Source organism: Komagataeibacter sucrofermentans DSM 15973 (assembly GCF_040581405.1).
In the GTDB taxonomy this organism is placed as follows: Bacteria; Pseudomonadota; Alphaproteobacteria; order Acetobacterales; family Acetobacteraceae; genus Komagataeibacter; species Komagataeibacter sucrofermentans.
This window is the reverse complement of record NZ_CP137157.1, coordinates 1,770,748-1,795,158: the sequence shown is the minus strand read 5'-3', so window position 1 is coordinate 1,795,158 and position 24,411 is coordinate 1,770,748. Positions and strand designations below refer to the sequence as shown.

Annotated in this window: 24 protein-coding genes; 16 read left to right on the top strand and 8 right to left on the bottom strand. The window is 60.1% G+C overall.

What is annotated here, in order from left to right:
- Window positions 1-3: 3 nt before the first annotated feature.
- Window positions 4-942, bottom strand: coding sequence for a LysR substrate-binding domain-containing protein (locus R5N89_RS08670; protein WP_167400824.1), 939 nt, complete (start codon window positions 940-942; stop codon window positions 4-6).
- Between the two features lie 354 nt (window positions 943-1,296).
- On the opposite strand from R5N89_RS08670, the gene R5N89_RS08665 reads away from it, so the two are divergent.
- The gene (locus R5N89_RS08665; protein ID WP_208624627.1) at window positions 1,297-3,756 is read left to right on the top strand and encodes a TonB-dependent siderophore receptor; all 2,460 of its coding nucleotides are present in this window, start codon (window positions 1,297-1,299) and stop codon (window positions 3,754-3,756) included.
- Window positions 3,757-3,856: 100 nt separating this feature from the next.
- On the opposite strand, the gene R5N89_RS08660 is transcribed toward R5N89_RS08665, so the two are convergent.
- The 4 genes from R5N89_RS08660 to R5N89_RS08645 all read right to left on the bottom strand — a co-directional run bounded on the left by R5N89_RS08660 (window position 3,857) and on the right by R5N89_RS08645 (window position 7,633).
- On the bottom strand, window positions 3,857-4,132 hold the full coding sequence (locus R5N89_RS08660; protein ID WP_110567518.1) for a hypothetical protein: 276 nt from the start codon (window positions 4,130-4,132) through the stop codon (window positions 3,857-3,859).
- A 343-nt stretch (window positions 4,133-4,475) separates the two neighbouring features.
- Window positions 4,476-5,384 carry a DMT family transporter gene (locus R5N89_RS08655; RefSeq protein ID WP_110567520.1) on the bottom strand — a complete coding sequence of 303 codons (909 nt, stop codon included), beginning with the start codon at window positions 5,382-5,384 and terminating at the stop codon, window positions 4,476-4,478.
- Window positions 5,385-5,601: 217 nt separating this feature from the next.
- Window positions 5,602-6,438, bottom strand: coding sequence for an alpha/beta hydrolase (locus R5N89_RS08650; RefSeq protein ID WP_244192069.1), 837 nt, complete (start codon window positions 6,436-6,438; stop codon window positions 5,602-5,604).
- A gap of 253 nt (window positions 6,439-6,691) precedes the next feature.
- Entirely contained in the window at window positions 6,692-7,633 is a 942-nt protein-coding gene (locus tag R5N89_RS08645) for a GlxA family transcriptional regulator (protein WP_110567522.1), read from the bottom strand.
- A 97-nt stretch (window positions 7,634-7,730) separates the two neighbouring features.
- Between R5N89_RS08645 and R5N89_RS08640 the strand changes: the two genes are divergently transcribed.
- The 4 genes from R5N89_RS08640 (at window position 7,731) to R5N89_RS08625 (ending at window position 12,088) form a co-directional block, all read left to right on the top strand.
- Complete coding sequence (locus R5N89_RS08640; protein ID WP_110567524.1) at window positions 7,731-8,195, top strand: nuclear transport factor 2 family protein; 465 nt, start codon at window positions 7,731-7,733, stop codon at window positions 8,193-8,195.
- 177 nt (window positions 8,196-8,372) lie between these two features.
- A complete protein-coding gene (locus tag R5N89_RS08635) occupies window positions 8,373-8,558 on the top strand; it encodes a hypothetical protein (RefSeq protein ID WP_146220181.1) in 186 nt (61 codons plus the stop codon).
- Between the two features lie 259 nt (window positions 8,559-8,817).
- Window positions 8,818-11,091 (top strand): TonB-dependent siderophore receptor, encoded by a 2,274-nt coding sequence (locus R5N89_RS08630; protein ID WP_110567698.1) that lies wholly within the window; start codon window positions 8,818-8,820, stop codon window positions 11,089-11,091.
- Between the two features lie 196 nt (window positions 11,092-11,287).
- Window positions 11,288-12,088, top strand: a complete 801-nt coding sequence (locus R5N89_RS08625) for an SDR family NAD(P)-dependent oxidoreductase (RefSeq protein ID WP_110567528.1) — start codon at window positions 11,288-11,290, stop codon at window positions 12,086-12,088.
- 102 nt (window positions 12,089-12,190) lie between these two features.
- Here R5N89_RS08625 and ppk2 read toward each other — a convergent pair whose 3' ends face one another.
- From ppk2 to R5N89_RS08610, 3 genes are all read right to left on the bottom strand, one after another.
- A complete protein-coding gene (gene ppk2 / locus R5N89_RS08620; RefSeq protein ID WP_110567530.1) occupies window positions 12,191-13,102 on the bottom strand; it encodes a polyphosphate kinase 2 in 912 nt (303 codons plus the stop codon).
- A gap of 33 nt (window positions 13,103-13,135) precedes the next feature.
- The gene (locus R5N89_RS08615) at window positions 13,136-14,491 is read right to left on the bottom strand and encodes an inorganic phosphate transporter (protein WP_110567532.1); all 1,356 of its coding nucleotides are present in this window, start codon (window positions 14,489-14,491) and stop codon (window positions 13,136-13,138) included.
- A gap of 116 nt (window positions 14,492-14,607) precedes the next feature.
- The gene (locus R5N89_RS08610) at window positions 14,608-14,835 is read right to left on the bottom strand and encodes a hypothetical protein (RefSeq protein WP_110567534.1); all 228 of its coding nucleotides are present in this window, start codon (window positions 14,833-14,835) and stop codon (window positions 14,608-14,610) included.
- Between the two features lie 263 nt (window positions 14,836-15,098).
- Here R5N89_RS08610 and pstC point away from each other — a divergent pair, with 263 nt between their 5' ends.
- The 11 genes from pstC to R5N89_RS08555 all read left to right on the top strand — a co-directional run bounded on the left by pstC (window position 15,099) and on the right by R5N89_RS08555 (window position 24,406).
- Complete coding sequence (gene pstC / locus R5N89_RS08605; RefSeq protein ID WP_373320407.1) at window positions 15,099-16,073, top strand: phosphate ABC transporter permease subunit PstC; 975 nt, start codon at window positions 15,099-15,101, stop codon at window positions 16,071-16,073.
- Window positions 16,074-16,087: 14 nt separating this feature from the next.
- Window positions 16,088-16,984: a phosphate ABC transporter permease PstA gene (gene pstA, locus R5N89_RS08600; protein ID WP_110567538.1), complete on the top strand. Its 897-nt coding sequence runs from the start codon at window positions 16,088-16,090 to the stop codon at window positions 16,982-16,984.
- Window positions 16,981-17,778, top strand: coding sequence for a phosphate ABC transporter ATP-binding protein PstB (gene pstB, locus R5N89_RS08595; protein ID WP_208624628.1), 798 nt, complete (start codon window positions 16,981-16,983; stop codon window positions 17,776-17,778). Before pstA ends, pstB begins: the two co-directional genes overlap by 4 nt.
- A gap of 17 nt (window positions 17,779-17,795) precedes the next feature.
- On the top strand, window positions 17,796-18,491 hold the full coding sequence (gene phoU / locus R5N89_RS08590; RefSeq protein ID WP_208624629.1) for a phosphate signaling complex protein PhoU: 696 nt from the start codon (window positions 17,796-17,798) through the stop codon (window positions 18,489-18,491).
- A gap of 114 nt (window positions 18,492-18,605) precedes the next feature.
- Complete coding sequence (locus tag R5N89_RS08585; protein ID WP_110567542.1) at window positions 18,606-19,652, top strand: aldo/keto reductase; 1,047 nt, start codon at window positions 18,606-18,608, stop codon at window positions 19,650-19,652.
- A 337-nt stretch (window positions 19,653-19,989) separates the two neighbouring features.
- On the top strand, window positions 19,990-20,481 hold the full coding sequence (locus R5N89_RS08580) for a GNAT family N-acetyltransferase (protein WP_110567544.1): 492 nt from the start codon (window positions 19,990-19,992) through the stop codon (window positions 20,479-20,481).
- A gap of 208 nt (window positions 20,482-20,689) precedes the next feature.
- The gene (locus R5N89_RS08575; RefSeq protein WP_110567546.1) at window positions 20,690-21,523 is read left to right on the top strand and encodes an urease accessory protein UreD; all 834 of its coding nucleotides are present in this window, start codon (window positions 20,690-20,692) and stop codon (window positions 21,521-21,523) included.
- A gap of 34 nt (window positions 21,524-21,557) precedes the next feature.
- Window positions 21,558-21,860: an urease subunit gamma gene (locus R5N89_RS08570; protein WP_078527481.1), complete on the top strand. Its 303-nt coding sequence runs from the start codon at window positions 21,558-21,560 to the stop codon at window positions 21,858-21,860.
- Entirely contained in the window at window positions 21,844-22,188 is a 345-nt protein-coding gene (locus tag R5N89_RS08565) for an urease subunit beta (RefSeq protein WP_110567547.1), read from the top strand. Before R5N89_RS08570 ends, R5N89_RS08565 begins: the two co-directional genes overlap by 17 nt.
- Complete coding sequence (ureC, locus tag R5N89_RS08560; RefSeq protein ID WP_110567549.1) at window positions 22,185-23,891, top strand: urease subunit alpha; 1,707 nt, start codon at window positions 22,185-22,187, stop codon at window positions 23,889-23,891. Before R5N89_RS08565 ends, ureC begins: the two co-directional genes overlap by 4 nt.
- Window positions 23,891-24,406 (top strand): urease accessory protein UreE, encoded by a 516-nt coding sequence (locus R5N89_RS08555; RefSeq protein ID WP_110567550.1) that lies wholly within the window; start codon window positions 23,891-23,893, stop codon window positions 24,404-24,406. Before ureC ends, R5N89_RS08555 begins: the two co-directional genes overlap by 1 nt.
- Window positions 24,407-24,411 lie beyond the last annotated feature (5 nt).

The following is a 24,411-nucleotide window of genomic DNA, read 5'->3' as shown; positions in this document are numbered from 1 at the left end:
CCTTCAGCCGAAAGGCTGGGCGCCCGGCCAGTTATGTGAGGCGGCCATGGTCTTGGCGAGGTCAATGAGGAGTTCACGCACCGCTACCGAGGCCTCGGTCTCGGGAATGATTTCGGGAATACAGAGCGAAACGTCTTCCTGAATGACGGGGTTGTGCAGCGGAAAGATACGCGACTTGCCCGGCACGACAATGCGGCTGGCAACGGACCAGGGCAGGATGGTGCTGCCAATGCCCTGCTCTATGGCGCCCTGCAGGGTAATCAGCGCCTCGATTTCGGCCACGATGCGGGGTTCAAGCTGCTTGCGTATGAAGGCCATGTCCACGCTTTTGCGGACAAAATTATGCTTGGGCGGCAGCAGCAGGGGAATGTCGGCAATGTCAGCAAGCTGCACGGCGCCTTTTTCATTCTGGGGGAATTCCAGGTCATGTGGCGCGAGCAGGAAGAATTCTTCCTTCATCAGCGGTGTGAAAATAACGCCCTTGATGGGGCCTGCGCCATGAATCACCGCCATGTCCAGCCGCCCGGTCATGATCAGTTCGCTGTATATGTCATCAAAGCTTTCGGTCAGGTGCAGGGTAATGTTGGGCAGGCGCTCGCGCACGAGCTGCAGCAGCTTGACCGAAAGCGTGGACCCAGCGCTGTAGGGAGATAGCCCGACCGAGACCTTGCCCACCAGCGGGCCTGACCCCTGGCTGATTTCAACCATTGCCCGGTCGAACTGTTTGGTCAGGGTCTGGGCATGCCGGTACAGTTCCGCCCCGGCGGTGGTGGGGGTTACGCCGCTCTTGCTGCGGATGACAAGCTTCTGCTTGAAAGCATTCTCAAGTGTGGCCAGTTGCTGGCTCAATGCGGGCTGGGCAATATTGAGCAGGTCAGCCGCACGCGAAATGCTGCCAAGGTCGATAATTTTAATAAAAGCCTGTAGTCGGCGTATATCCAACGGGAACTCCATAAAAGTTGTAGGTTATGTATTTATAACCTTGACATTAGGGGTTTTTATTTAACTGTCAACATATTGTGCCATATGGCGCGATGGCGCGGGACGGTTGCTGCAGGCGCCCATGCACGCCTGTCCGGCATGCTTGCTGATACTTGAAATTATTATGCAAAAAAGCAACACGCCAGAAAAAATAAAGGCATTTCAGTTATATAATTTGTCATGTCCAAGTAAGAACCAATCCGGTTTCCTAACATATCAATAATTCATATGACGCCAAATCATAACGAACGCGCATCATAAGATCGCACATATTCATTACGGAACGTTCGGTCGAGTTTCAGGGGGGAGAGGCATATGTCAGGCCTGTCAAAGCGCAAGTTATATCTGGTGGCCGGGGTGGCATTTGGTACATTCGTGCCGGCTGTTAGTGAAGCCGCGAGCGCTACCGTTTCGACGCCGCAAAAACATTATCGGATCGCCACCGATAAGAAAGCGCCCGCGCCCAGGCAGGCCATGCCCGCAGCCCTGCGTGCCTCGAGCCACCCCGAAGAGATCCATGTCGGCGGCCATCAGACCAATTCCGTCTTTTCACCCGGTACGGCGCGGCACAGCACCACGCAGGTTACGGTCGTAACGGGTGCGGAACTGCTCAAGACCGGCCAGACCAATGTGCTTTCCGCGCTGGCGCAGGCCAACCCCGCCATTACCACCGCAGCCCTGCCTGGCGGTGGCGCGAGTTCCTTTGTCCAGACCATGCAGCTGCGCGGGCAGTCGCCTGATGACACGCTGATTCTGGTCAACGGCCATCGCCGCCATATCGGTGCCAACTTCAACTCCAACGCGGGCACGAACTGGGGTAGTGAACCGGCCGATATTTCGCTGATCCCCATTACCGCGATTGACCATATCGAGGTCGTGACCGAAGGCGCGTCCGCACTGTATGGCCAGGATGCCATCGCGGGCGCGGTCAATATCGTGCTCAAGCGCGATACGAGCGGCGGCACGGTCAATTTCAAGAACAGCGGTTATTACGCGGGCGACGGGCAGGCGTTTGACGGTTCAGCCAGCTACGCCATGGCGCTGGGCAACAAGGGCGGTTACCTTGACCTTGCGGCGCAGGTAACCCACCAGCTGCCCACCACGCGCGGTGGCGATTTCTATGGCACGCTGTTCGAAGGCGCGCGTAACGATACGGCAAACCGCAATGTGCAGCGTGGGCTGGGCCTGCCCAAGAGCACGCTTGAAACCCTGAGCGAAAACATGTCCGTGCCCATGGGGCATGGGCTCAACTTTTACAGCACGTCCACCTTCTCGCATCGTCGTGCCAACGTGGCTGAAACCTTCCGCCCCAATACGAGCTCGGATATCTGGATCAACCCGTCGCTCTACCCCAATGGTAACCAGCCTTACATTACCATGGACCAGTACGACTTCGAGACCGACAATGGCATCCGTACGCGCAAACTCGGCTTTGCATGGGATGCGTATGTAACATTCGGGCGCGACCAGCAGGCCTACGGCACCAAGGATTCCGAAAACGCCTCGCTGACGGGTAACGCATATACATACGACCCGACCCAGACATCCTTTTATGATGGCAAGTCGATCTCGACCGAGCTGACAACCGGGCTCAGGGGATCGCGCTCGTTCCATACCGGCCTGCTGCCCAAGGACATCAACCTGCGGTTCGGTGCGGAATATCGCCACGACACCTTCCAGATGACCGAAGGCGAGACGGCTTCGTGGAGTGGGCAGGGTGCGACCGATCACCCTGGCAACCCCGCGCTGGCCGTATCGAACACGAACCGTGACGTGTACGAAGGTTTTGCCAACCTTGATTTCTATATCACCAAGAAGTGGGAATGGACCCTGGGCGGCCGCGTTGCCAACTACAGCAATCTGGCAACCGTCGAGACAGGTTCGGTCGGCACGCGCTACAACTTCAACAAGCGCTGGGCCATCCGCGCCAACATCAATTCCGGCTACCGTCCGCCAACGCTGGGTGAAATTTCGTATTTCTATTCGGCGCCCTATCCCGGTTATGTCGTGGATCAGATTCCCTCCAGCAGTGCCCTCGCCAAGTCCTATGGCGCGACTACCCTCAAGGGTGAGTATTCACGCAGCTATACCATTGGTATTGATGCGACGCCCGTGGATGGTTTCCACCTGGCGGGCAACCTGTACTACATTGCCATCAATGATCGGATGGGTAGCTCCAAGAGTTTTTCTGTTGACCCGAACAATCCCCCTCCGACGGGTATGGGTAACGTCACTTCGCTCAGCTACTATGCCAACCTTTACAATACCCAGACATTTGGTGGTGACCTGAGCGCCGATTACACCCTGCACACCAGCCATTACGGCAAGTTCCGCTTTGCCATGGGCATCAACTTCTCGGATAACGAAATCCGTTCGAGCCGGAACAACCTGGTCAACGAATTTACCAAGCAGATGGTGCTGCACGCCGCGCCGAAAAACCGCGAGCAGATCAGCATGAACTGGCAGTACAAGAAGTGGTCGGTTTTCGTGCAGGAAATGCGCTATGGCTCCATTACCTACATGGCGGCTCCGACAGGCCCAGGTTCCGTGCCGTTCGAGCAGAACCCCGGTTTCATCACCAACATGGAAGTTGACTACAAGCCCGTGCCGCGGTGGACCATTGGCGTAGGTGCCAACAACCTTGGCAACAAATACCCGACCCGTGTTTCCAGCTCGATTGCCAATTCGCAGCAGGGTCTGGCAAAATATGCGTCCTACTCGCCCTACGGGTTCAATGGCGGCATGTATTATGTCAAGACGTCGCTCGATTTCTGAGCAAACGGGTCGCAACACAAAGCACATTTGATACGTAGCAGGGCACGGGTGTCATGATCCGTGCCCGGCGCGTTGGTCCGGGAGATCAGGCTTTGGTCATTTACCGGACAGTTTTTGAGAAATGCCCTGAAAATAATAAAAGTTTCTGGATGCCGCCTTTCAAGGGCGGCATTTTTTTGGTGACCTTGCCCGGGTTTTCGTAAAAATATTCTGCCAGCAGGGAAATGATCCGGTGGCGCAGGATCCTGTCGATCGCCGCGCGGCTTTTACATCCCATGCAATAAGCATGTCCGATCTGGTGTTTGCGGTTGAACAGACATGTGAGCCGTTCGTTGAGCGCGCGCAGCACGGTGGCAGGGTTGCTGCCCGCAGCCATGCCCGCCAGCTAAGGGGCGGGCATCAGTTCACGAAAATCGAACCTTGCGGCGTAGTGCGGCACCGCGTTGGGTGATGGAGCGATCAGTCATCACACACCGGTTCCGTCTTGCGCAACGCGGCATGCGCGATCCGTGCGGAATACGCCATCCCTGGCCACAAGCGTCAAGCCTGTGGCGGGTTGCTCACTTTGGGCGGCTGGAGCTTTTGCTCAGGCCAAAGCCCTTCAACAAAACCTTCGTAGGCAGTGGGGCGCATGACCCGGCATTATGAAAAATGCCGCCCTTTCTGAAAAAAGGCGGCATCGGAAAATCTTTATCAATGCGTGGTGTGCAAACAGTTTTTTATAAGGGTTGCGCAGCCTCATGGCGCTGCATGGGTATCATCCTGCCGATCAGGCGCGGATAGGCCCATTTGAACAGACCCGATGCGGTAATGACCGCAATGCCCACAAAGGTCCAGTCATCAGGCTGCTCATGAAAGACATAGAAACTGAAGGCCACGGCCCACAGCATCTGGCTGTATTGTGGCAGGGCGATGGCGCTTGCGGTGGCGCGGGTGGCGGACATCATCATCAGCAACTGCCCCAGTGCGGCCAGAAAGCCGTAGCCGAACAGGAACATCCATATCGTGCCGCCCTGCGGCCAGCTTGCATGGGCCACCATCAGCACGCCATTGCCCAGAAGGGGACCGCACAGGCTGGAACTGAACATGGACAGGCGCGGCGTGTCGCGGCCCGACAGGCGGTAGGCAATGACGCCCACGGCATTCGCCACAGCCGAGATCAGGGCGCACAGATGCCCGAACTGCAACGCGCGCAGACCGGGCCGCAGCACGATCAGCACGCCGATAAAGCCCACGATGACCGACAGCCACCCCAGCGTGGACACTTTTTCCCGCAGCAGCACGACCGAGAGGACGGTGACGAAAAGCGGCATGAGGAAAATGAGCGAAAAGGCTTCCGGCATGGGCAGGAGCATGAAGGCCTCGACGCTCGCCGCCGTGGCGGCAAAGGTGGAGGCAGCCCGCACCAGCCACATCATGGGATTGCGCACCACGAACAGGTCACGGTAGGATTCGTTTTTGCCCCGGATGAAGGGGATGAGCAGCAGGCCAAAGACACCGCCGAAAAACGCGACCTCAAACGGGTCGATCTGGCCTGCCAGCAGCTTGGAATAGGCATCACTGATCGAAAACGAAGCGTATGCCGCAAACGCCAGCATCATGCCCGCCGAAAGACCGGTATTCTTCATCCGCATTGCTCACGAAAAAATTATTCAGGCGCAGATATGGATATGAAGAGGGAAAGACCAGCGCTTGTCGGTAAATCCAGTCATGCATTTTCTGCGCCTGATTTCATATGACGCCATGCGATTTTTCGGGTAGTTGATTTCGCCCTGAAATCAGGGCCTAAGCTGAACATGGCCTGATGATTTTCAGCCTGCCCGGCAGGGGTCATCAGGGCAGGGATCATCCGGCATGGGCATCGAGCCATTGGCTGATGGCGTCAATTACCTGATCTTCAATACCGAAATAGCCGTGCGGACTTAGTGAGCCGCAGGCTTTTTTCGATCGGGTGGTGCCACCCGCCACCATCAGCACCCGCACGTCCCGGCTTGCCATCATGGCATCTGCGATCTGTCGGGCAGCCTGGGGTGGCGCCACGTTGCAACGGTCATCGCGGTTGGCCACGACCAGAACGGGTGCCCGTATGTTTTGCGGGTCGGCGCTGAAAACCGTTTCCCTGCTGCCTCCCATGACGGACACGGATTCCGTCAGCACGACACCGGCAATGCTGCCTGCCGGCGCATGGGCCGCGCCATTGACGGCCGCGATGCTGCCCTGGCTCGTGCCAAGCACAAAAACCGCTTGAGACCCCTGCCGGTGCGCAAAAGCGACGAGATCCGCGACAACGCGGGCATAGGTGGCAGAACTGCGTTGGCCCCTGAGGCTGGCATGGTCACGCGTATCGGGAATGAGCACGGCATAACCCCGCAAGTTCCACAGGCCGCGCGTGCGTACGACAAAGTTGTTGCCGTGCCGGATGCTGCCATCTGGTTCAACGCCGACATCACCCGCCCCGCCAGGTAGCATGACGAGGGTTGCCCGCGGTCTGGCCGGGGCGGCAGAGAGCACCCGTAACTGTCCTCCATCCTTCAGCGGCAGGGTGAAAATCCGCTCGTTCTGGCCTGCGTCCGTGCTGACGGCTGGCCTATCCTGATGAAGGCGATCATGCGCGCACGCCACGGCTGGCATGAATGCGCAACAGGAGAGCGTGGTGATCATGAAGCTGGAGTATTGTCTCATCGGGTTTCCCGGTGGTGCTGGTCGGGATGGCGAACGGGCATTGTGAAAAATGCCTCCCGTTCACCCATCCTGCACTGCGGTGGCGGATTGTTGAGTGTTTGCATGTGTAGACTGGCAGCAGGCATCCCTGTCCTGCCTCGTATCACGGCAGGCGATTACGCCATTATTGGTGCAGACCGTGTTATTACGCGTGATGTTGCTTCAGATGGAACAGGGGCCGGTAATCCGGCATGGGCCTGCACCATGAAGCAAGTCATCGCGCCGCACGACGGATTGCCTGTGGCGGCAAGCCGAACACACGCACGAACGCCCGCCGCATGCGCTCGGGGTCATGAAATCCCGTGGTGATCGCAATGGCCTCGATTGGTATGGCGGAATGCACGATCCGTTCATGCGCCGCCTCCACACGCAGGCGTTCAACAGCCTTTGCCGGACTGGTTCCGACCGAGGCCTGAAACGCGCGGGAAAAATGGCGTGGGCTCATGGCCATCCGCTCCGCCAGCACCTCTACTGTCAGGCGTTGCGACAGGTGGGCGCGTATCCAGCCCAGAAGGGTGTCAAAACGGGCGGCTCCTCCTTCCATTTCCAGCAGGGCTGAAAACTGTGATTGCCCGCCGGGGCGGCGGTGAAAGACAACCATCTGCCGCGCTGTCTGGCGGGCAACATCTTCCCCGTGGTCCTGGGTTATCAGCGCGAGTGCAAGGTCAATGCCCGCACTGATGCCAGCTGAGGTCCAGACAGGGCCATCATGGATGAAAATGGCGTCAGGCTCGAGCCTGATATCGGCAAACATATGACTGAATTTCTGCGCCTGCTGCCAATGCGTGGTGACGCGCCGGCCCTGCAGCAGGCCTGCGGCGGCCAGCACGAACGCACCCGAGCATACACTGCACATGCGGCGCGTGCGGCCCCCGTGGCGTTGCAGGAAGGCGCGCAGGTCCGCGCAGTGCATGGCCGTGCCGTGGCCTTCGCCACCAACGGTGATGAGGGTGTCAAACACGTCCGCCGCATCAAGCGGCAGGGTCTGCACCGCGATTTTGGAAGAGGACTGCACCAGCCCGCCATGGCGTGACAGCATTTTCAGGTCATGATCCTGCCCGCTGATACGCCCGGCAAGCTCGAACGCCGTGGCAGGCCCGGCGGCATCAAGTAGCTGGAAATCGGGGTAGAGCACAAAGCCGATGGAACGGGTCATGGCCTGAAATGAGGGATCATTGTCATTTCGTCAATGTGGTTCAGGAACCACACTCACTCCATACGCTTGTTTTTGTATTGAATACAGGAGTTCCTGCATGTCCCGTCCTCCCTTGCCGCCGTTTGATGCGCAGACCGCGGCCCTTAAGGTCCGTCTTGCTGAAGATGCCTGGAACAGCCAGAACCCTGCGCAGGTGGCCCAGGCCTATACGCCGGACAGCCAGTGGCGCAACCGCACGGAATTCATCCGGGGGCGCGATGAGATCATCTCTTTCCTAACCCGCAAATGGAGCACGGAACACGATTACCGCCTGATCAAGGAACTCTGGGGTTTTCGTCACAACCGCATGGCCGTCCGTTTTGCCTATGAGTGGCGTGATGGCGCGGGCGCGTGGTTTCGGTCTTATGGCAACGAGTTGTGGGAGTTCGATGCAGATGGCCTGATGCAGCGCCGCTTCGCCTCAATCAATGACCTGCCGATTACAGTACAGGACCGGCTGTTTGACTGGCCCGGCGGTCGCCGCCCTGACGATCATCCGGGACTGTCCGATCTGGGTCTGTAGGAAGACATAATAAAGAAAACGCCGCCTTTTTGAAAATAAGGCGGCGTTCAGAATTCCATGTTCATCAATCGCGTCATGCGACAGGTTATGCCTTCCTGCGCGCGGTCCATCAGCGCCAGAGTGACGTGCCGCCGTGCCTCAGCCTGCGCAACAACGGCACGGTGGACATTGCCAGTGATGAGTCCTCTTGCCGGGCCGGTCCTGACGCGCCTGACCAATCCGTTCGTGCGCGGTTTCCCCATCACGGATGGCAGTGGTCTTGCCATTGCCAATACATTGCCAGGCAGATGGATGCCGAACTGCATCTTGTATCCCCCTGCCGCAACAGGAGCGGGGCTTTCTCATATCCATCCACTTTCCTGATGCCGGGAGTGTTAAAGGATGGGCTGAAGCGTGCTGTCACGGTTTGATAAAACTTGCCGGATGAGGGTTTTTGAGGCTTTCCGAAAAAAGCTTCATCAGAAAATTTATATTTATTTCAGTGCATTATTGCGATTTTCCGCCTGCATGGCTGCATTTTGCCAGCATATGATGAGAATGCAATTCATGTACATTTATTATTGCAATTCATTATCATTAACCTGATAAAGCGGGTATGAAACGTGACCCTGTGAGCTTTGAAATGAGTCTTCGCGCCCTGTACCTGACCACGATCTGTACCGCCTCACTGCTGGCGGGGGGCTATGGCCCGGCGGCTTTCATTACTGCGGCGCGGGCGGGCGAGCAGCCTGGCGCGGTGGCGGATGATGCGGGCAGAACCGGCGCTCCGTCGGCCCGGACTCAGCAAAAAAAACGTGCGGCAGCGCCTGCGCCCACGTCCGCCCCGACTGCTGAAACATCCGGGCATGAGGACATGGTCGTAACCGCCGCGCGTCGCAACCGCATGTATGTCAGCAGCGGGGGCGACCTTGGCGCGCTGGGCAACAAGAAGGGGCTGGATGTGCCTTTCAACATCCGCAGTTACAATTCCAGCCTGATCCTCAACCAGCAGTCACAGACGCTGGGCGATGTGCTGCTCAATGACCCCACCGTGCGCACGACCATGGGCTATGGCAACTACGCCCAGCTGTTCCAGATCCGTGGTTTTACGCTGTATGGCGATGATGTTGCGATTGATGGCCTGTATGGCGTCACCCCCCGGCAGCTTGTCTCGCCCCAGCTTTATGATTCGGTTCAGGTGCTCAACGGGGCCAGCGCGTTCCTCAACGGTGCGGCGCCCGGTGGCTCGGCACTCGGCGGCAATGTCAACCTCATGCCCAAGCGGGCGGGGGCGACCGACATCACGCGCCTTACCGGCGATTATACCAGTAGCGGGCAGGGCGGCGGCGCCTTTGATATCAGCCGCCGGTTTGGCAGGGATCACGCCTTCGGGCTGCGTTTCAACGCGGCGGGGCTGGATGGCGAGACCCCGATCAAGGGCGAGCGGCGCGATGACGTGGCCCTGGGCCTCGCGTTTGACTGGCATGATGATGACACGCGCATCGACATGAACATGAATTACCAGAAGCAGCAGGTCTTTGGCGGGCGCAGCGCCATTGTCGTAACCGGCCTGCCTGCGGGCACGACCGTGCCCAGAACAACCGCGCCTTCGGCCAACTGGGGGCAGCGCTGGGCCTATACCGACCTGACCTATCTGTTTGGCACGCTCAATATCGAGCATGACTTTGGCAGCCATATCACCACCTACGCCAAATTCGGCGCCCAGAGCGGCAACGAGATGGGAAATTATGCCACAACGACCCTGAGCAATGCAGCCACGGGCGATGGCACGGTGGGCTCGATGACCAATGTCTATAATGTCATGAACGAGGCCACGCAGGCGGGCGTGCGCGCACGGGTCAATACCGGGCCCATCCACCACGAGATCAACGCCGGTGGCTCGGCCATATGGGAAGCAACCGATGGGGCCTATGCCATGGGCACGGGCGTTGCGGGCAACATCTATCACCCCACGCAGTTCCGGCCGGTTGAAAACGCTTATACTGGTGGCAGCCTTGCTGATCCGGGGCGCACGGCATGGAACAAGCTGTACAGCTTCTTCCTGTCGGATACGATGACCTTCTGGCATGACCGGATCGCCCTGACCGGCGGGTTCCGGTATCAGGATATCCTGTCGGACTCATTTGATTACGATACCGCCAAGCTGACCACCCATTACGATGCAGCGGCCTTCTCGCCCATCATCGGGCTGGTCATTCATCCGGTCAGCCACATGGCGCTTTACTTCAACCGCATCCAGGGTCTCTCGGCGGGCACGACGGTGGGGGCGGCCTATGTCAACCAGGGCCAGGTCTTCACGCCCTATCAGAGCACGCAGTACGAAGTTGGCGCCAAGTATGACGTGGGCCGCTTTGCCGCCGGTGTCGCGTTTTTCCAGACCGCCATGCCCTATGGCATGAGCGAGGCCTATGGCACGACCGGCCAGTCGATCTATACGCAGGATGGCAGGCAGCGGAACCGGGGCATGGAACTGACCTTCAATGGCGAAATCCTGCGCGGGCTGCGCTTCAATGGTGGCCTGACGCTGATCGACGCCAGGCAGTTGCACACGGCAGGAGGCCTGTATGACGGCAGGACGGTCATTGGCGTGCCCAACTACAGCATCAACGGCAACCTTGAATATGACGTGCCGTTTGCAAAAGGGCTGACGCTGGTTGGCCGCGTAATCAATACCGGCAAGCAGCAGTTCAACAATGCCAATACGGCGCACCTTCCGGTCTGGTCGCGCTTCGATCTTGGCGCGCGTTATACATTCCTGGCCGCCAAAAAGCCGCTTACGGCCCGCTTTGAGGTCGATAACGTGGGCAACCAGCGTTACTGGGCCTCGGGTTATCAGGGGTATCTGGTCATGGGTGACCCGCAGACCTTCAAATTCTCCATCAGTGCCGATCTGTAAAAACGTGATGGATTCCTGAACCGCCCTGCCTTCTGGTCCGGCAGGAAGTCTTGCCCGCTCAGTGGCAGGTCAGTATTGCAAAAGCTGTTGAACCGGCACGAAGCCAAAGCGATATGATGAAAGGAGCATGGCAGGACGCACGGGCCAGCAGGCCCGTGACGCAATGCCAGAGGCATGAACGGAGAGAGCGTGGCATATGACGGATAGCAAACGGTTTGGCGGCAAGGTAACGCTGGTAACAGGTGCCGCGGGCAATATTGGCCTGGCTACGGCGCAGCGTCTGGCGGCCTCAGGCTCGGCCATTGCCCTGCTTGACCTTGCGGGCGAGAAACTGGATGAGGCCGTGCGCACGGTGGCCGCTGCCGGTGTTACGGCGCGTGGCTATGGCTGCGACGTAACCGATGCGGCAGGCGTGCAGGCCGTGGTGGACCAGGTGGTGGCTGATTTTGGCCAGATCGACTTTCTGTTCAACAATGCAGGCTATCAGGGGGCCTTCGCGCCGGTGCAGGATTACCCGGTGGAGGATTTTGCCCGTGTCATGACCATCAATGTGTGTGGCGCGTTTCATGTGCTGCGCGCGGTCTCGCGCCATATGGTGGCGCGCAAATTCGGTCGTATCGTGAACACGGCCAGCATGGCGGGCGTGGGCGGCCCGCCGAACATGGCCGCCTATGGGGCCTCGAAATTCGCCATTATCGGCCTGACCCAGACGGCATCGAAAGATCTGGCGCCCTATAACATCAGGGTCAATGCCATCAGTCCCGCCTTCATGGGCCCCGGCTTCATGTGGGACCGGCAGGTGGAACTGCAGGCCAAGACGGGCAGCCAGTATTTCTCGACCGACCCCAAGGTCGTGGCCGAGCAGATGATCAATTCCGTGCCGATGCGCCGCTATGGCGACATCAAGGAAATTCCCGGCGTGGTAGAATTCCTGCTTGGGGATGATTCCAGCTACATGACCGGTGTTAATCTGCCGATTGCAGGCGGTATCCTGTAAGAAAGTATTTGAGGATACGAAAGTTTTTGGGTGCCGCCTTTTTTCAAAAAAGGCGGCGTTATCTGAAGGATTAAAAAAATCTTCTCCAGAAGCTTTTGTTCTTCAGTATTTCTCCGGCACGAACATGGTCTCGGGCACGGGCTGACGGATGTAGTCCGGGCTGTAGACCCGCTCGGGCAGGCGAACTTCGGGCTTGTGGATGTCGTGGTATGGCACCTGCGAGAGCAGGTGGCTGATACAGTTGAGGCGGGCTTTCTTCTTGTTGTCCGCGCGCACGATCCACCATGGCGCTTCATCGATGTTCGAGCGTTCGAGCATGATTTCTTTGGCTAGGGTGTAGGATTCCCAGCGGCGGCGGCTTTCAAGGTCCATCGGGCTGAGCTTCCACTGCTTCAGCGGGTCTTCCATGCGGGCACGGAAGCGCAGTTCCTGCTCATCATCAGAAATGGAGAACCAGTATTTGACAATCTGGATGCCGCTGCGCACCAGCATGCGCTCGAATTCCGGTACGGAGCGGAAGAACTCGTCATATTCCTCATCCGTGCAGAAATTCATCACGCGCTCCACGCCCGCGCGGTTGTACCAGCTGCGGTCAAACAGCACGATCTCGCCCGCGGCGGGCAGGTGGGCCACGTAACGCTGGAAATACCATTGCGTGCGCTCGCGGTCATTGGGGGCAGGCAGGGCGGCCACGCGGCAGATGCGCGGGTTGAGGCGCTGGGTAATACGCTTGATCACACCACCCTTGCCCGCCGCGTCACGCCCTTCGCAGATCACGACAAGGCGGTGGCCGGTCTCCTTCACCCAGTCCTGCAGCGTGACCAGTTCGCCCTGCAGGCGCAGCAGTTCGCGGAAATAGGTTTTCCTGAAATCGGTGTTTTCCGCCCCGTTTTCCGAACCGAGGCGGGCATCATCGAGTTCGAGTTCAATTTCCTCGTCAATGTCATCAAGCACCTCTTCACGCAGGCGGTCGCGGTCTGACGGGGCCTTGGGGTCTTTGCGGGTGTCGTTCATGTGAGGGATCGTTTCCATTTGCAGTGCGCGCCTTTACCAGCTCAACAGGTAGAACAGGCTGGCGGCGATGGTGATGGTGACAGGCAGGGTAAAGACCCATGCCAGCGCGATCTTGACCAGCATGCCCCGGTTGATGCCCGAGCCCGAGCCAAGCATGGTGCCCGCAATACCGGCGGTGATGATGTGTGTGGTGCTGACCGGCAGGCCGGTATAGCCCGCCGTTGCGATCAGGCCCGCGCCCACCAGTTCGGCCGATGCGCCCTGCGCGGGGGTGAGGTGCGTGTTGCCGATCTTCTCGCCCAGCGTGTGCACGATGCGCTTGTAGCCGATCATGGTGCCAATGCCCAGGCACAGCGCGCTGAGCAGGCGCACCCACCATGGTGCGTATTCCACGACCGGGCGCATCTGGTTGCTCAGGGTTTTCGCGGTGGCGCGGTCATGGGCAGAGGCCTGCGTGTTGAGCGAGACGGCCTTCAGCCCGGCCACGACCTCATACAGGTCGGCGCGCAGTTGCGAGGGCACGACCGTATCAGGCGTGGTCTGGGTCAGGCGGTTGACCGAGGCAATGGCTTCCTCGCGCAGGCCGTCATGGTCGTATTGCGTGATCAGGGGGACCGCGTCGGTGGCGTATTGGGCAATATGGCTAATCTGGGGCGTGCTGTTGGGGGCGAGGGCAAAGGTTGCGGGCAGGATGCCGATAATGGTCAGCATGATCAGGCCGATGCTTTTCTGCCCGTCATTGCTGCCGTGCGAGAAGCTGACACCGGTGCAGGTTAGGATCAGCAGCCCGCGCACCCAGCCGCGCGTGGGCTTGTCGCCCTGGGGCGGCTGATACAGCTCGGGGTCATGCACAAGGTGCTTGATGATGAAATACAGCCCGCCCGCGCCAATCAGCCCCAGCAGGGGCGAGATGGCCAGCGCGCGCAAAATCTTCCAGATCTGTGACCAGTCAACGCTGTTGCCAATGGCGCGGGTGTGCAGCAGCGCATCGCCAATGGCAATGCCGATCAGCGCGCCAATGACGCAATGCGAACTGGAATTGGGGATGCCGAACCACCAGGTGAACAGGTTCCACGCCAGCGCCGTGCCAAACAGGGCAATGAGCATGGGCACCGCCGGGTCGCCATTGGGTGGCGAGAGCACATCGGCGGGCAGCAGTTCCACCAGCCCGTAGGCGACGCTGATGCCACCAAGCACCACGCCCACGAAGTTCATCAGCCCCGACCAGATCACGGCGGTGCGCGGCTTGAGCGATTTGGTATAGATGACGGTGGCTACCGCATTGGCCGTATCATGAAAGCCGTTGACGAATTCGAATACGCATACCAGTGCGAAGCACAGGACTAGCGCCAGGATAGAAAAAGTTGAATAGGGTGCAAAATGAAGCATGAAACAACACACCAGAAGTTATTGTCATGCTATATTAAATAAAAAGTTTCTTAAAATAAATAATACTCATTCTTATTTAATATAATATTCATATTTATGAATATGAAATACTGCTTTCAGGTATAACGCCGGACGGCGTCGAGGCTGCGCACAGGCTTGCAGCGCCCGAGGCGGAAGCGGGTGCGCGCGCGGGCCACGGCATCTTCGTAAGAGGGAAGGATGTCACCATCCATCTGGGTCACGCGCTCGTGCATGGCGCGGAAGGTATAGGATTCATCAGGGCCATCCTGAAACACGATGCCGATGAACACGCCATCGATTTCAATAACGCTGGATTTAAACATAAGGCTCGTTCCTGCCTGTGCTTTTAAGGGGCAGCCGGTCTTTCCATCCTGCCCGTTGCGGGTGCTATGCCGCATTTCCCCGGGCTGCTTCAACCCGAAATATGTGAACTTTATATGACGTGCCACAAGTAGATATTAGGCATACATGCATGTAATGGCAGGTGTCATAAAAACTTCATGAAAAAAGCCGCACGTTATTATTGTCACGAGTCAGTCAATTCGCTTAGTGCTGCATTCATGTCATGCATATCAGGAACTCCATGATGGAAGTGTCATCCACCACCGCAGGCCAGGAGGCGGCTGTTTCCGGGCGCAACGCAGGGGGCAATGCCGGTGAGATTGCCTTTGGCGTGCTGGCCCGGCTGGCCGGGTGGTCCATCCTGCTGGTCATGGCGGGCATCATCATCGTGTTGGTCAGTGGCGGGTGGCAGGCTTTTTCCACCTTCGGGCCGGGGTTCATCACCAGTAAGGCATGGAACCCCATCACGCACAATTTTGGCGCGGCGACATCGATTTTCGGCACGCTGGTCACCACGGTCGTGGCGCTTGTGTTTGCCGTGCCCTTCGCCTTTGGCGTGGCCTTCTGGCTGGTTGAAATGGCGCCCCCGGCACTCGCGCGCGTGATCGAGATGGCCGTGCAGCTTCTGGCTGCCGTGCCTTCCATCATATTTGGCATGTGGGGGTTCTTCATCGTGGTGCCGTTCATGGCGCATTATGTCGAGCTCGTGGCCACGCGCTATCTGGGCCATGTGCCGGGCATCGGGCTGCTGTTCCGTGGCGCGCCCTATGGCACGGGCCTGCTGACCAGCGGCCTCATCCTGGCCATCATGGTTACGCCCTTCATCTGCTCGGTCATGGCCGATGTGTTCGTCTCCATTCCCGCCGTGCTGAAGGAAAGCGCCTTTGGCCTGGGGGCGACCCGGTGGGAAGTAATGCGCAAGGTGGTGCTGCCGTGGTCGCGGCAGGCGGTGATGGGCGGCATCATGCTGGGTACGGGCCGCGCCCTGGGCGAGACGATGGCCGTGACCTTTGTCATTGGCAACAGCAACCGGCTGGGCTGGTCGCTGTTCGCGCCCGGCAATACCATCGCCTCGCTGATTGCGCTGGAATTCCCCGAAAGTTCGGCCAGCAGCCTCAAGCTCTCGGCGCTGCTGGCGCTCGGTGCGATCCTGATGGTTATTTCATTCATTACCTTGGCCTGCTCGCGCATGTTCCTCCAGCGCGGCATAAAGAACTAGGGAAGTAGCCTTATATGTCAGCCCAGAATGTACAGGTCGGGGCCGCGGACGGGTGGCAGCGCGGTGGCGCGCAGGCCGTGCGGCGCAGGATTGTCGAGCGGTTGATCAACGTGCTGTGCGGTATCGCCACCGTGGTTGTCCTGTTCCTGCTGTTTTCAATTTTATGGACTCTGGTCACGCGCGGCGCGGCGGGGCTGTCGCTTTCAACCTTCCTGCACAGCACAGCAGCGCCTGGCAGTGGTGGGGGGCTTGCCAACGCCATTGTGGGAAGTTGCGAGCAGACCTTGCTCGCCGCCCTGCTCGGCACGCCCGTTGGCATGCTGACCGGCATCTACCTGTCGGAATTCAGCCATGACGGGAAGATTGTCTCGTTCGTGCGCTTCGTGTCGGACATGATGCTGTCCGTGCCTTCCATCCTTGTCGGGCTGTTCGTCTATCTGGTGGTAGTGGAGCCTGCGGGGCATTTCTCGGGTATGGCGGGCACGCTGGCGCTGGCCATCCTGTTCATTCCCATAGTGGTGCGCACGACCGAAGACATGCTGCACCTCGTGCCCCGCGCCATGCGTGAGGCCGCCTATGCGCTGGGCGCGCCGGGCTGGCGGGTGATCGTGAGCATCTGCCTGCGCGCGGCGCGTGGCGGCATCATGACCGGCATCCTGCTGGCCCTGGCCCGCATCTCGGGCGAGACCGCGCCGCTGCTCTTTACCTCGCTTGGCAACCTGAACTGGTCCATCAACCTCAATGCGCCGATGGCGAGCCTGCCTGTCACCATCTATCAATATGCCGGTTCGGCCTATGATGACTGGGTGCAGATGGCCTGGACCGGCGCGCTGCTGATTACGGTTGCGGTGCTGGCAACCAACATCTTCGCCCGCTGGTGGCTTTCACGTAATGGAACCGCATCATCATGAACACCGTCCTTATGGATAACAGGCCCGCCCAGGCGCAGTCGGCTCCGGCCATCGCCATCCGCAACCTTGATTTCTGGTACGGCGAAAACCACGCGCTGCGCGGTATCTCGCTTGATTTCCCCACCCGGCAGGTGACCGGCATGATCGGGCCTTCAGGGTGTGGCAAGTCAACGCTGCTGCGCATTCTCAACCGGATGTATGACCTCTATCCTGGCCAGCGCGCCATGGGCGAGGTGCTGTTCGATGGCCGTAACATCCTCTCGCCCGGCATCGACGTGAACGTGCTGCGTTCGCGCATTGGCATGGTGTTCCAGAAGCCCACGCCGTTCCCCATGTCGATCTATGACAACATCGCCTTTGGCGTGCGGCTGCATGAGCGCCTCTCACGCGGCGAGATGGACCAGCGCGTGGAAAACGTGCTGCGCCGTGTTGCCCTGTGGGGCGAGGTGAAGGACCGGCTCAATGCCTCCGCCGCAGCCCTGTCTGGCGGACAGCAGCAGCGTCTGTGCATTGCACGCACCATTGCAACCCGGCCTGAAATCATTTTGCTCGATGAACCGACCAGCGCGCTCGACCCGATCTCGACCGCGCGGATCGAGGAATTGCTTGATGAGCTCAAGCAGGAATTCTCGATTGCCATCGTCACCCACAACCTCCAGCAGGCGGCCCGCTGTGCGGATCGCGTGGCCTTTTTCTACATGGGCGAACTCGTTGAAGTGGACACTGCGGACAAGATGTTTACCGCGCCGCATGAAAAACGCACCCAGGATTACATTACCGGCCGCTTCGGTTGATGACGAAAGACGTGATGATGCCTCAGGAATCAATGCACACCGTGCAGAGTTACGAACAGGAACTTGAACAGCTTCGTTCGCTCATCAACAAGATGGGCGGCATGGTCGAGCGCCAGGTGGCACAGGCCATTACGGCGGTGGTCGAGCATGATGAGGCCGCAGCCGTCGATGCGCCGGAAATGGACCCTCATGTCGATGAACTCGAGCGCCAGACCGAGGCGCTGGTCATCCGCCTTCTTGCCCTGCGAGCACCCATGGCAGGCGACCTGCGCGAGGTGGTGGCGGCGTTGAAAATGTCGGGTGACCTGGAGCGGATTGGCGATTGCGCGGCCTCGATTGCACGCCGTGCCATGCGCAACGAACTGCTTTCATGCCCCATATCGCTCACGGGCCTGCATAGCATGGGCCGACTGGTGCAGGAAAACCTGCGCCGCACCATTGATGCGATGGACCAGCGTGACCCGGAACTCGCGCGCATTGTTTGGCAGTCGGACACAGCGGTAGATGAACTCTATGTATCGCTGTTCCGTGAACTCGTGACCTATATGATGGAAGACCCGCGCAATATCGGCTCGTGCACCCATCTGCTGTTCATTGCAAAGAACCTTGAACGCATTGGCGACCACGCCACCAATATTTCCGAGCGCGTCTATTACTCCGTCACCGGCAACATTCTGCCCATCATTCGCCCGCGTGGTGGCACGTTTGACTGAAGCCGTCGGCTGATCCCTGCCTGGCCGGGTGTGATTGCGCTGCCGTCCGTCTTTTGCAACACTCGCCCTGACGAACGGCCCGTACCACGCCCTACCAACCAGGCAGGTTTTTACATGCAGCAACGTGAACTCGGTCGCACTGGCATCATGGTCAGTGAGATCTGTCTTGGCACCATGACCTTTGGCCAGCAGAATACGGAAGCCGAAGGCCATGCCCAGCTTGATATGGCGCTCGATCACGGCATCAACTTCATCGATACCGCCGAGCTTTATTCCATTCCGCCCCGCGCCGAGACCCAGGGCGCTACCGAAACCATCATCGGCAGCTGGCTCAGGGCGCGGGGCGGGCGTGAGCGACTGGTCATTGCCAGCAAGGTGGTGGGGCGGGGCACATCGCCGTGGTTCCGCCCCGGCGGGGAGGAAACCCGGCTGACGCCAAAGCAGATCCGTTACGCGCTTGAGGGCTCGCTGCGGCGTCTTGGCATGGATTACATTGATCTGTACCAACTGCACTGGCCAGACCGCAAGGTGGGGCTGTTCGGGGCTGGCGGCAACACATTCACCAGCCTGCCCGAGGCTGACGAAGTGCCCATTGCCGAGACGCTTGGCGTGCTGGGCGATCTGGTGTGCGAGGGCAAGATCCGCCATGTCGGCCTTTCTAACGAGACAGCATGGGGTGTTTCGCAATATCTGGCCGAATCCCGCCACGGCGCGCCGCGCGTCGTGTCGATCCAGAATGCCTATAACCTCATCAACCGCACCTTCGAGATTGGCCTGGCCGAGATCGCCCTGCGTGAAAAGGTGGGCCTGCTGGCCTATTCGCCCCTGGCGCAGGGCTATCTGAGCGGCAAATACCTTGGCGGCGCGCGGCCTGCTGGCGCGCGCACCACGCTGTTCAACCGCGCCCAACGCTACGAGAAGCCGGGCGTGGAGGAAGCGGTTAGCGCCTATATTGCGCTGGCAAAAGCAGAAGGGATCGACCCGGTTCAGATGGCCATCGCCTTTGTCACGTCCCGCCCGTTCGTGACTTCAAACATCATCGGCGCCACCAGCATCGAGCAACTCAGGACCATTCTCGGTTCGGTTGATCTGGTGATCACGCCGGAACTCGAGGCAAAAATCAACGCGATCCATCAGGTGCATTGCAACCCGGCACCCTGATTCAACTTTGCCTGCCCACCCGCCAGCCGGGTGGGCAGGGCGAACTGGTGCAAAATCGCCATTCCTGATCTGGAGCCGCTGATTTCCGGGGTGAGAATGTGCGGCAAGACCGGGATCTGCCGCAACAAGTAGAGAATGATAACGGGCACCTGATTGACAATCGCTGGCAGGGGGAACGTTGAGGTTTGTTTACGCCTTCATGATTGTCGTTCGGAAGGTCGGATAACTCGATCGTCAACAGGCATCGGTAGCCCGCCCTTGTCGTCGCGAATATTCTGCCATGCAGGCTTCAGGATTTTTGGGTCAAGTCACGCGGTGACCGGAAAGAAGAGGGCCTATGATTACTATTGAAGATAAAAAGGATACTATTCTGCGGCCGGCTCGCCCGGGTGATGGTCAATTGCTGTATGACGTAACGGCGCAATCCATTCAGGGGCTGGGAAAACAGCATTACAGTCGTGATCAGCTTGCGGGGTGGATGGGCGAACGCACCGCCGATTATTACGAGGACGTGATCAAGGAAAACAACACGTTCGTCGTCGAAAAGAATGGGGAAATACAGGGGTTTGTTGATGCTGTTCCCGGTGAGGTGACCCGCTTGTTCCTGTTACCGAAAGCCACGGGCCAGGGGCTTGGCAAGCGACTTCTCAGGCTTGGCGTGGAAATCGCAGGCAAAGGCCACTCGGGGCCGATCAGAGTAGAAGCCACACTAAACGCGCACAAGTTCTACGAACGAAATGGTTTCAAGACGATCGGGAAAGGATACTTTTCTCATGGTGTAGGTGGTGACCCGATTGAAATCGTTTTGATGGAGATGGACCAGGGATAGCCCGCCGCGACCTGCCTTGGCGTGATTGTATCGGGCGGAAATGTGGACATGGCGCGTTTTGGCCAACCGGTTCACAACGCATCGCCCGACTGACCCCGCGCGTAGGGCAGGGTGCTGGCTCCGGACAGGCCCGTGGCATTACGTAATTCTACGCAATGGACGTACCCCACCCGGCTGCTACGATAGCCCCGATGCTGTCAGGACGGAAATGAACGCGGGAACAACCCCACTCCAGCGCGCAAGGGGGCAGTTCGGGCTGGAAGTCAGGGCCGATGGTCCCCGCACCCGCATGGCCGATCTGGTGCAGGCAGGTTGCTGCCGCCTGCTTTTTCCGCGCGTGCTGGGCAACGGGCTGGAAGCCGCCACGGTCAATATATCCGGCGGCATCGCGGCGGGGGATCGCATCAGCGGGCGGCTGGCCTGCGGCCCCGGCACGGAACTGCTGGTCACATCGCAGGCTGCCGAGCGGGTCTATCGCGCCCGCCCCGAGGATGGTCCGGCGGACATGACGGTTACATGCCAGGTTGGTGCTGGCGCACGGCTGGAATGGCTGCCCCATGGCACGATCTTTTTCGATGGCAGCCGCCTGCGTCGCCACATGGTGGTGGATATGGCGCAGTCCGCTACCTTCCTCTTTCTCGAGAGCCGGATCTTTGGCCGCCTTGGCGCGGGCGAGCAGCTTTCCAGCCTGCATGTGCGCGACCGGCTGACCATAAGGCGCGAGGGCGAACTGCTGCTCGAAGACATGCTGCGCCTGGAAAGCACCGATGTCGCGGCCCTGCTGGCCCAGCCCGCCATGGCAGCGGGGCAGGGGGCGGTGGCGACACTGGTGCTGGCCAGCCCGCAGGCAATGGACCTGCTGGCCCCGGTGCGCGAACGGCTGGCAGCGCCGCAATGCGCGGGCTTTGCCGCCTCGGCGTGGAACGGCATGCTGGTGGTGCGCGGCGTGGGGGCCGGGGGCTGGGGGCTTGAGGTGGCGCTGCGTCATATCCTGCCGGTATTGCGGGCCGGGCGGCCCATGCCCTCTACATGGCGGTCATGATACAGCACAGGCAGGCAAGGAAGCGGAGCACGACATGAAGCTGACACCAAGGGAAAAGGACAAGCTGCTCATTGCCATGGCAGCCATCGTGGCCCGCCGCAGGCTGGAGCGTGGTGTGCGGCTGAACTACCCCGAGGCCGTGGCCCTGATTACCGACCATGTGGTTGAAGGCGCGCGCGACGGGCTGAGCGTGGCCGAACTGATGGCCAGTGGCGGCCATGTACTGACCCGCGCGCAGGTCATGCCCGGCGTGGCCGAGATGATCCATGATGTTCAGGTCGAGGCGACCTTCCCCGATGGCACGAAACTGGTGACAGTCCATGACCCGATACGCTGACCCCCTGCCCGAAGGCGCCGTGCCGGGCGAGATCCTGACCGATGAGGGCGAGATTGCCCTCAACGAAGGCCAGCCCCGGCGCACCCTGCGCGTCACCAACACCGGCGACCGCCCCGTGCAGGTCGGCAGCCATTATCATTTTGCCGAGGTCAATCCCGCCCTGTGCTTTGAGCGCACGCAGGCGCTGGGCTGGCGGCTTGATGTACCCTCGGGCGGGGCGGTGCGCTTCGAGCCAGGGCAGGAGCGTGATGTGACACTGGTGCCGCTGCGGGGCCTGCGGCGCGTGATCGGCTTCAGGGGCGATGTGATGGGGAGTGTGGACCAATGACGCGCCTGACCCGGCATGATTACGCGGGCCAGTTCGGCCCCACCACCGGCGACCGCGTGCGGCTGGCCGATACGAACCTTCTGGTGATGGTGGAAAAGGACCTCACCATCTATGGCGAGGAAGTGCGCTTTGGCGGCGGCAAGACCATCCGCGATGGCATGGGGCAATCGCAATTGACACGGGCGGAGGGCGCTGCGGATACCGTCATCACCAATGCGCTGATCATCGACCACTGGGGCATCGTCAAGGCGGATGTGGCGCTGCGTGACGGGCGCATTGCCGCCATCGGCAAGGCGGGCAACCCCGATATCCAGCCCGGCGTGGACATCATCATCGGGCCGGGCACGGAAATCATTGCAGGTGAAGGCAAGATCCTGACCGCGGGCGGCATTGACAGCCACATCCATTTCATCTGCCCCCAGCAGATCGAGGAGGCGCTGGCATCGGGCATCACCACCATGCTCGGCGGCGGCACGGGGCCTGCCACGGGCACGGCGGCCACCACCTGCACGCCGGGGCCATGGCACATGGCGCGCATGCTGCAGGCCGCTGATGCCTTTCCGGTCAACCTCGCATTCGCGGGCAAGGGCAATGCCTCCCGCCCCGAGGCGCTGGAGGAAATGGTGCGCGCGGGCGCAAGCTGCCTGAAACTGCATGAGGACTGGGGGTCAACCCCTGCCGCCATCGACTGCTGCCTCGGTGTGGCCGACCGGATGGACGTGCAGGTCATGATCCATACCGATACACTCAACGAGAGCGGCTTTGTGGAGGACACGATCGCAGCCTTTCAGGGCCGCACCATCCACGCTTTCCATACCGAGGGCGCGGGCGGCGGCCACGCGCCCGACATCATCCGCGTGGCAGGACTGCCCAACGTGCTGCCGTCCTCTACCAACCCTACGCGGCCCTATACCCGCAACACGCTTGATGAGCATCTGGACATGCTCATGGTCTGCCATCACCTTGACCCCAGGGTGCCCGAGGACATCGCCTTTGCCGAGAGCCGCATAAGGCGCGAGACCATCGCGGCGGAGGACATCTTTCACGACATGGGCGTGCTGTCCATGATGTCATCCGACAGCCAGGCCATGGGCCGGGTGGGCGAGGTGCCGCTGCGCACATGGCAGACGGCCCATAAAATGAAAGCGCAGCGCGGCCCCCTGCCCGGTGATGGCGTGGCCGACAACAACCGCGTCAGGCGCTATATTGCCAAATACACCATCAATCCCGCCATCGCCCACGGCCTGTCGCATGAGGTGGGGTCGATCGCGGTGGGCAAGCTGGCCGACCTGGTGTTGTGGGAGCCTGCGTTCTTTGGCGTCAAACCCGATCTGGTCATCAAGGGCGGGGCCATTGCCTATGCCATGATGGGCGACCCCAATGCCTCCATCCCCACGCCGCAGCCGGTGCATGGCCGCATCATGTTTGGCAGCTACGGCGGGGCGCGGACCCATACCAGCCTGACCTTCGTGTCAAAGGCGGCGCTCGAAGATGATATCGGGCGCAGGCTGGGCCTGCAGAAAACCCTTTCCGCCGTGTCGGACACGCGCGGCGGCATTGGCAAGCGCAGCATGATCCATAACGACGCGATGCCGCATATCGAGGTTGACCCCGAAACCTATGAGGTGCGGGCCGATGGCGTGCTGCTGACCTGCGAGCCCGCCGATATCCTGCCCATGGCCCAGAGGTATTTCCTGTTCTGATGACGCATGTAACCGAAATCCTGCCAGCGGGAAGCTGGCCCGTGGCCGAGGCCGCGGATGTGTTCGCCGCCGATTATGAAGGCCGCCATCGCAGGCGCATGATGCTCACCCTGCGCTCGGGCGCGCGCGTGCTGCTTGAGCTTGAACACGCGCGCCTGCTGGCCGATGGTGATGGGCTGGTGCTTGATGATGGTCGCGTCATTCGCGTGGAAGCCCTGCCTGAAGACCTGATGGAAGTCACAGCCCATGACCCGCTGCACCTGCTGCGGCTGGCGTGGCATCTGGGCAACCGGCACCTGCCCGCCGCTATTACGGCACAGCGCATCCTTGTGCGGCATGACCATGTCATTGCCGACATGATCGCGGGCCTTGGCGGGCATGTGCGACAGGTCCGGGCGGCCTTTGACCCCGAAAGCGGGGCCTATGCCGGGCGCGGGGCAGCGCATGGCCATGAGCACCACCACGACCATGCTCACCCGCATGCGCATGGCGGCCACGTCCATTCACATGACTGAACCCG

Coding starts and splice junctions, on each gene's coding strand:
- R5N89_RS08585 (WP_110567542.1), top strand. CDS start 18,606: ATGCAGCAACGTGAACTCGGTCGCACTGGCATCATGGTCAGTGAGATC.
- R5N89_RS08555 (WP_110567550.1), top strand. CDS start 23,891: ATGACGCATGTAACCGAAATCCTGCCAGCGGGAAGCTGGCCCGTGGCC.
- R5N89_RS08640 (WP_110567524.1), top strand. CDS start 7,731: ATGTCCCGTCCTCCCTTGCCGCCGTTTGATGCGCAGACCGCGGCCCTT.
- R5N89_RS08610 (WP_110567534.1), bottom strand. CDS start 14,835: ATGTTTAAATCCAGCGTTATTGAAATCGATGGCGTGTTCATCGGCATC.
- R5N89_RS08565 (WP_110567547.1), top strand. CDS start 21,844: ATGACCCGATACGCTGACCCCCTGCCCGAAGGCGCCGTGCCGGGCGAG.
- R5N89_RS08650 (WP_244192069.1), bottom strand. CDS start 6,438: ATGAGACAATACTCCAGCTTCATGATCACCACGCTCTCCTGTTGCGCA.
- R5N89_RS08630 (WP_110567698.1), top strand. CDS start 8,818: ATGAGTCTTCGCGCCCTGTACCTGACCACGATCTGTACCGCCTCACTG.
- R5N89_RS08570 (WP_078527481.1), top strand. CDS start 21,558: ATGAAGCTGACACCAAGGGAAAAGGACAAGCTGCTCATTGCCATGGCA.
- R5N89_RS08645 (WP_110567522.1), bottom strand. CDS start 7,633: ATGACCCGTTCCATCGGCTTTGTGCTCTACCCCGATTTCCAGCTACTT.
- R5N89_RS08665 (WP_208624627.1), top strand. CDS start 1,297: ATGTCAGGCCTGTCAAAGCGCAAGTTATATCTGGTGGCCGGGGTGGCA.
- pstC (WP_373320407.1), top strand. CDS start 15,099: ATGGAAGTGTCATCCACCACCGCAGGCCAGGAGGCGGCTGTTTCCGGG.
- R5N89_RS08655 (WP_110567520.1), bottom strand. CDS start 5,384: ATGAAGAATACCGGTCTTTCGGCGGGCATGATGCTGGCGTTTGCGGCA.
- pstB (WP_208624628.1), top strand. CDS start 16,981: ATGAACACCGTCCTTATGGATAACAGGCCCGCCCAGGCGCAGTCGGCT.
- ureC (WP_110567549.1), top strand. CDS start 22,185: ATGACGCGCCTGACCCGGCATGATTACGCGGGCCAGTTCGGCCCCACC.
- R5N89_RS08580 (WP_110567544.1), top strand. CDS start 19,990: ATGATTACTATTGAAGATAAAAAGGATACTATTCTGCGGCCGGCTCGC.
- R5N89_RS08575 (WP_110567546.1), top strand. CDS start 20,690: ATGAACGCGGGAACAACCCCACTCCAGCGCGCAAGGGGGCAGTTCGGG.
- pstA (WP_110567538.1), top strand. CDS start 16,088: ATGTCAGCCCAGAATGTACAGGTCGGGGCCGCGGACGGGTGGCAGCGC.
- R5N89_RS08660 (WP_110567518.1), bottom strand. CDS start 4,132: ATGGCTGCGGGCAGCAACCCTGCCACCGTGCTGCGCGCGCTCAACGAA.
- R5N89_RS08625 (WP_110567528.1), top strand. CDS start 11,288: ATGACGGATAGCAAACGGTTTGGCGGCAAGGTAACGCTGGTAACAGGT.
- R5N89_RS08635 (WP_146220181.1), top strand. CDS start 8,373: ATGAGTCCTCTTGCCGGGCCGGTCCTGACGCGCCTGACCAATCCGTTC.
- ppk2 (WP_110567530.1), bottom strand. CDS start 13,102: ATGAACGACACCCGCAAAGACCCCAAGGCCCCGTCAGACCGCGACCGC.
- phoU (WP_208624629.1), top strand. CDS start 17,796: ATGCCTCAGGAATCAATGCACACCGTGCAGAGTTACGAACAGGAACTT.
- R5N89_RS08615 (WP_110567532.1), bottom strand. CDS start 14,491: ATGCTTCATTTTGCACCCTATTCAACTTTTTCTATCCTGGCGCTAGTC.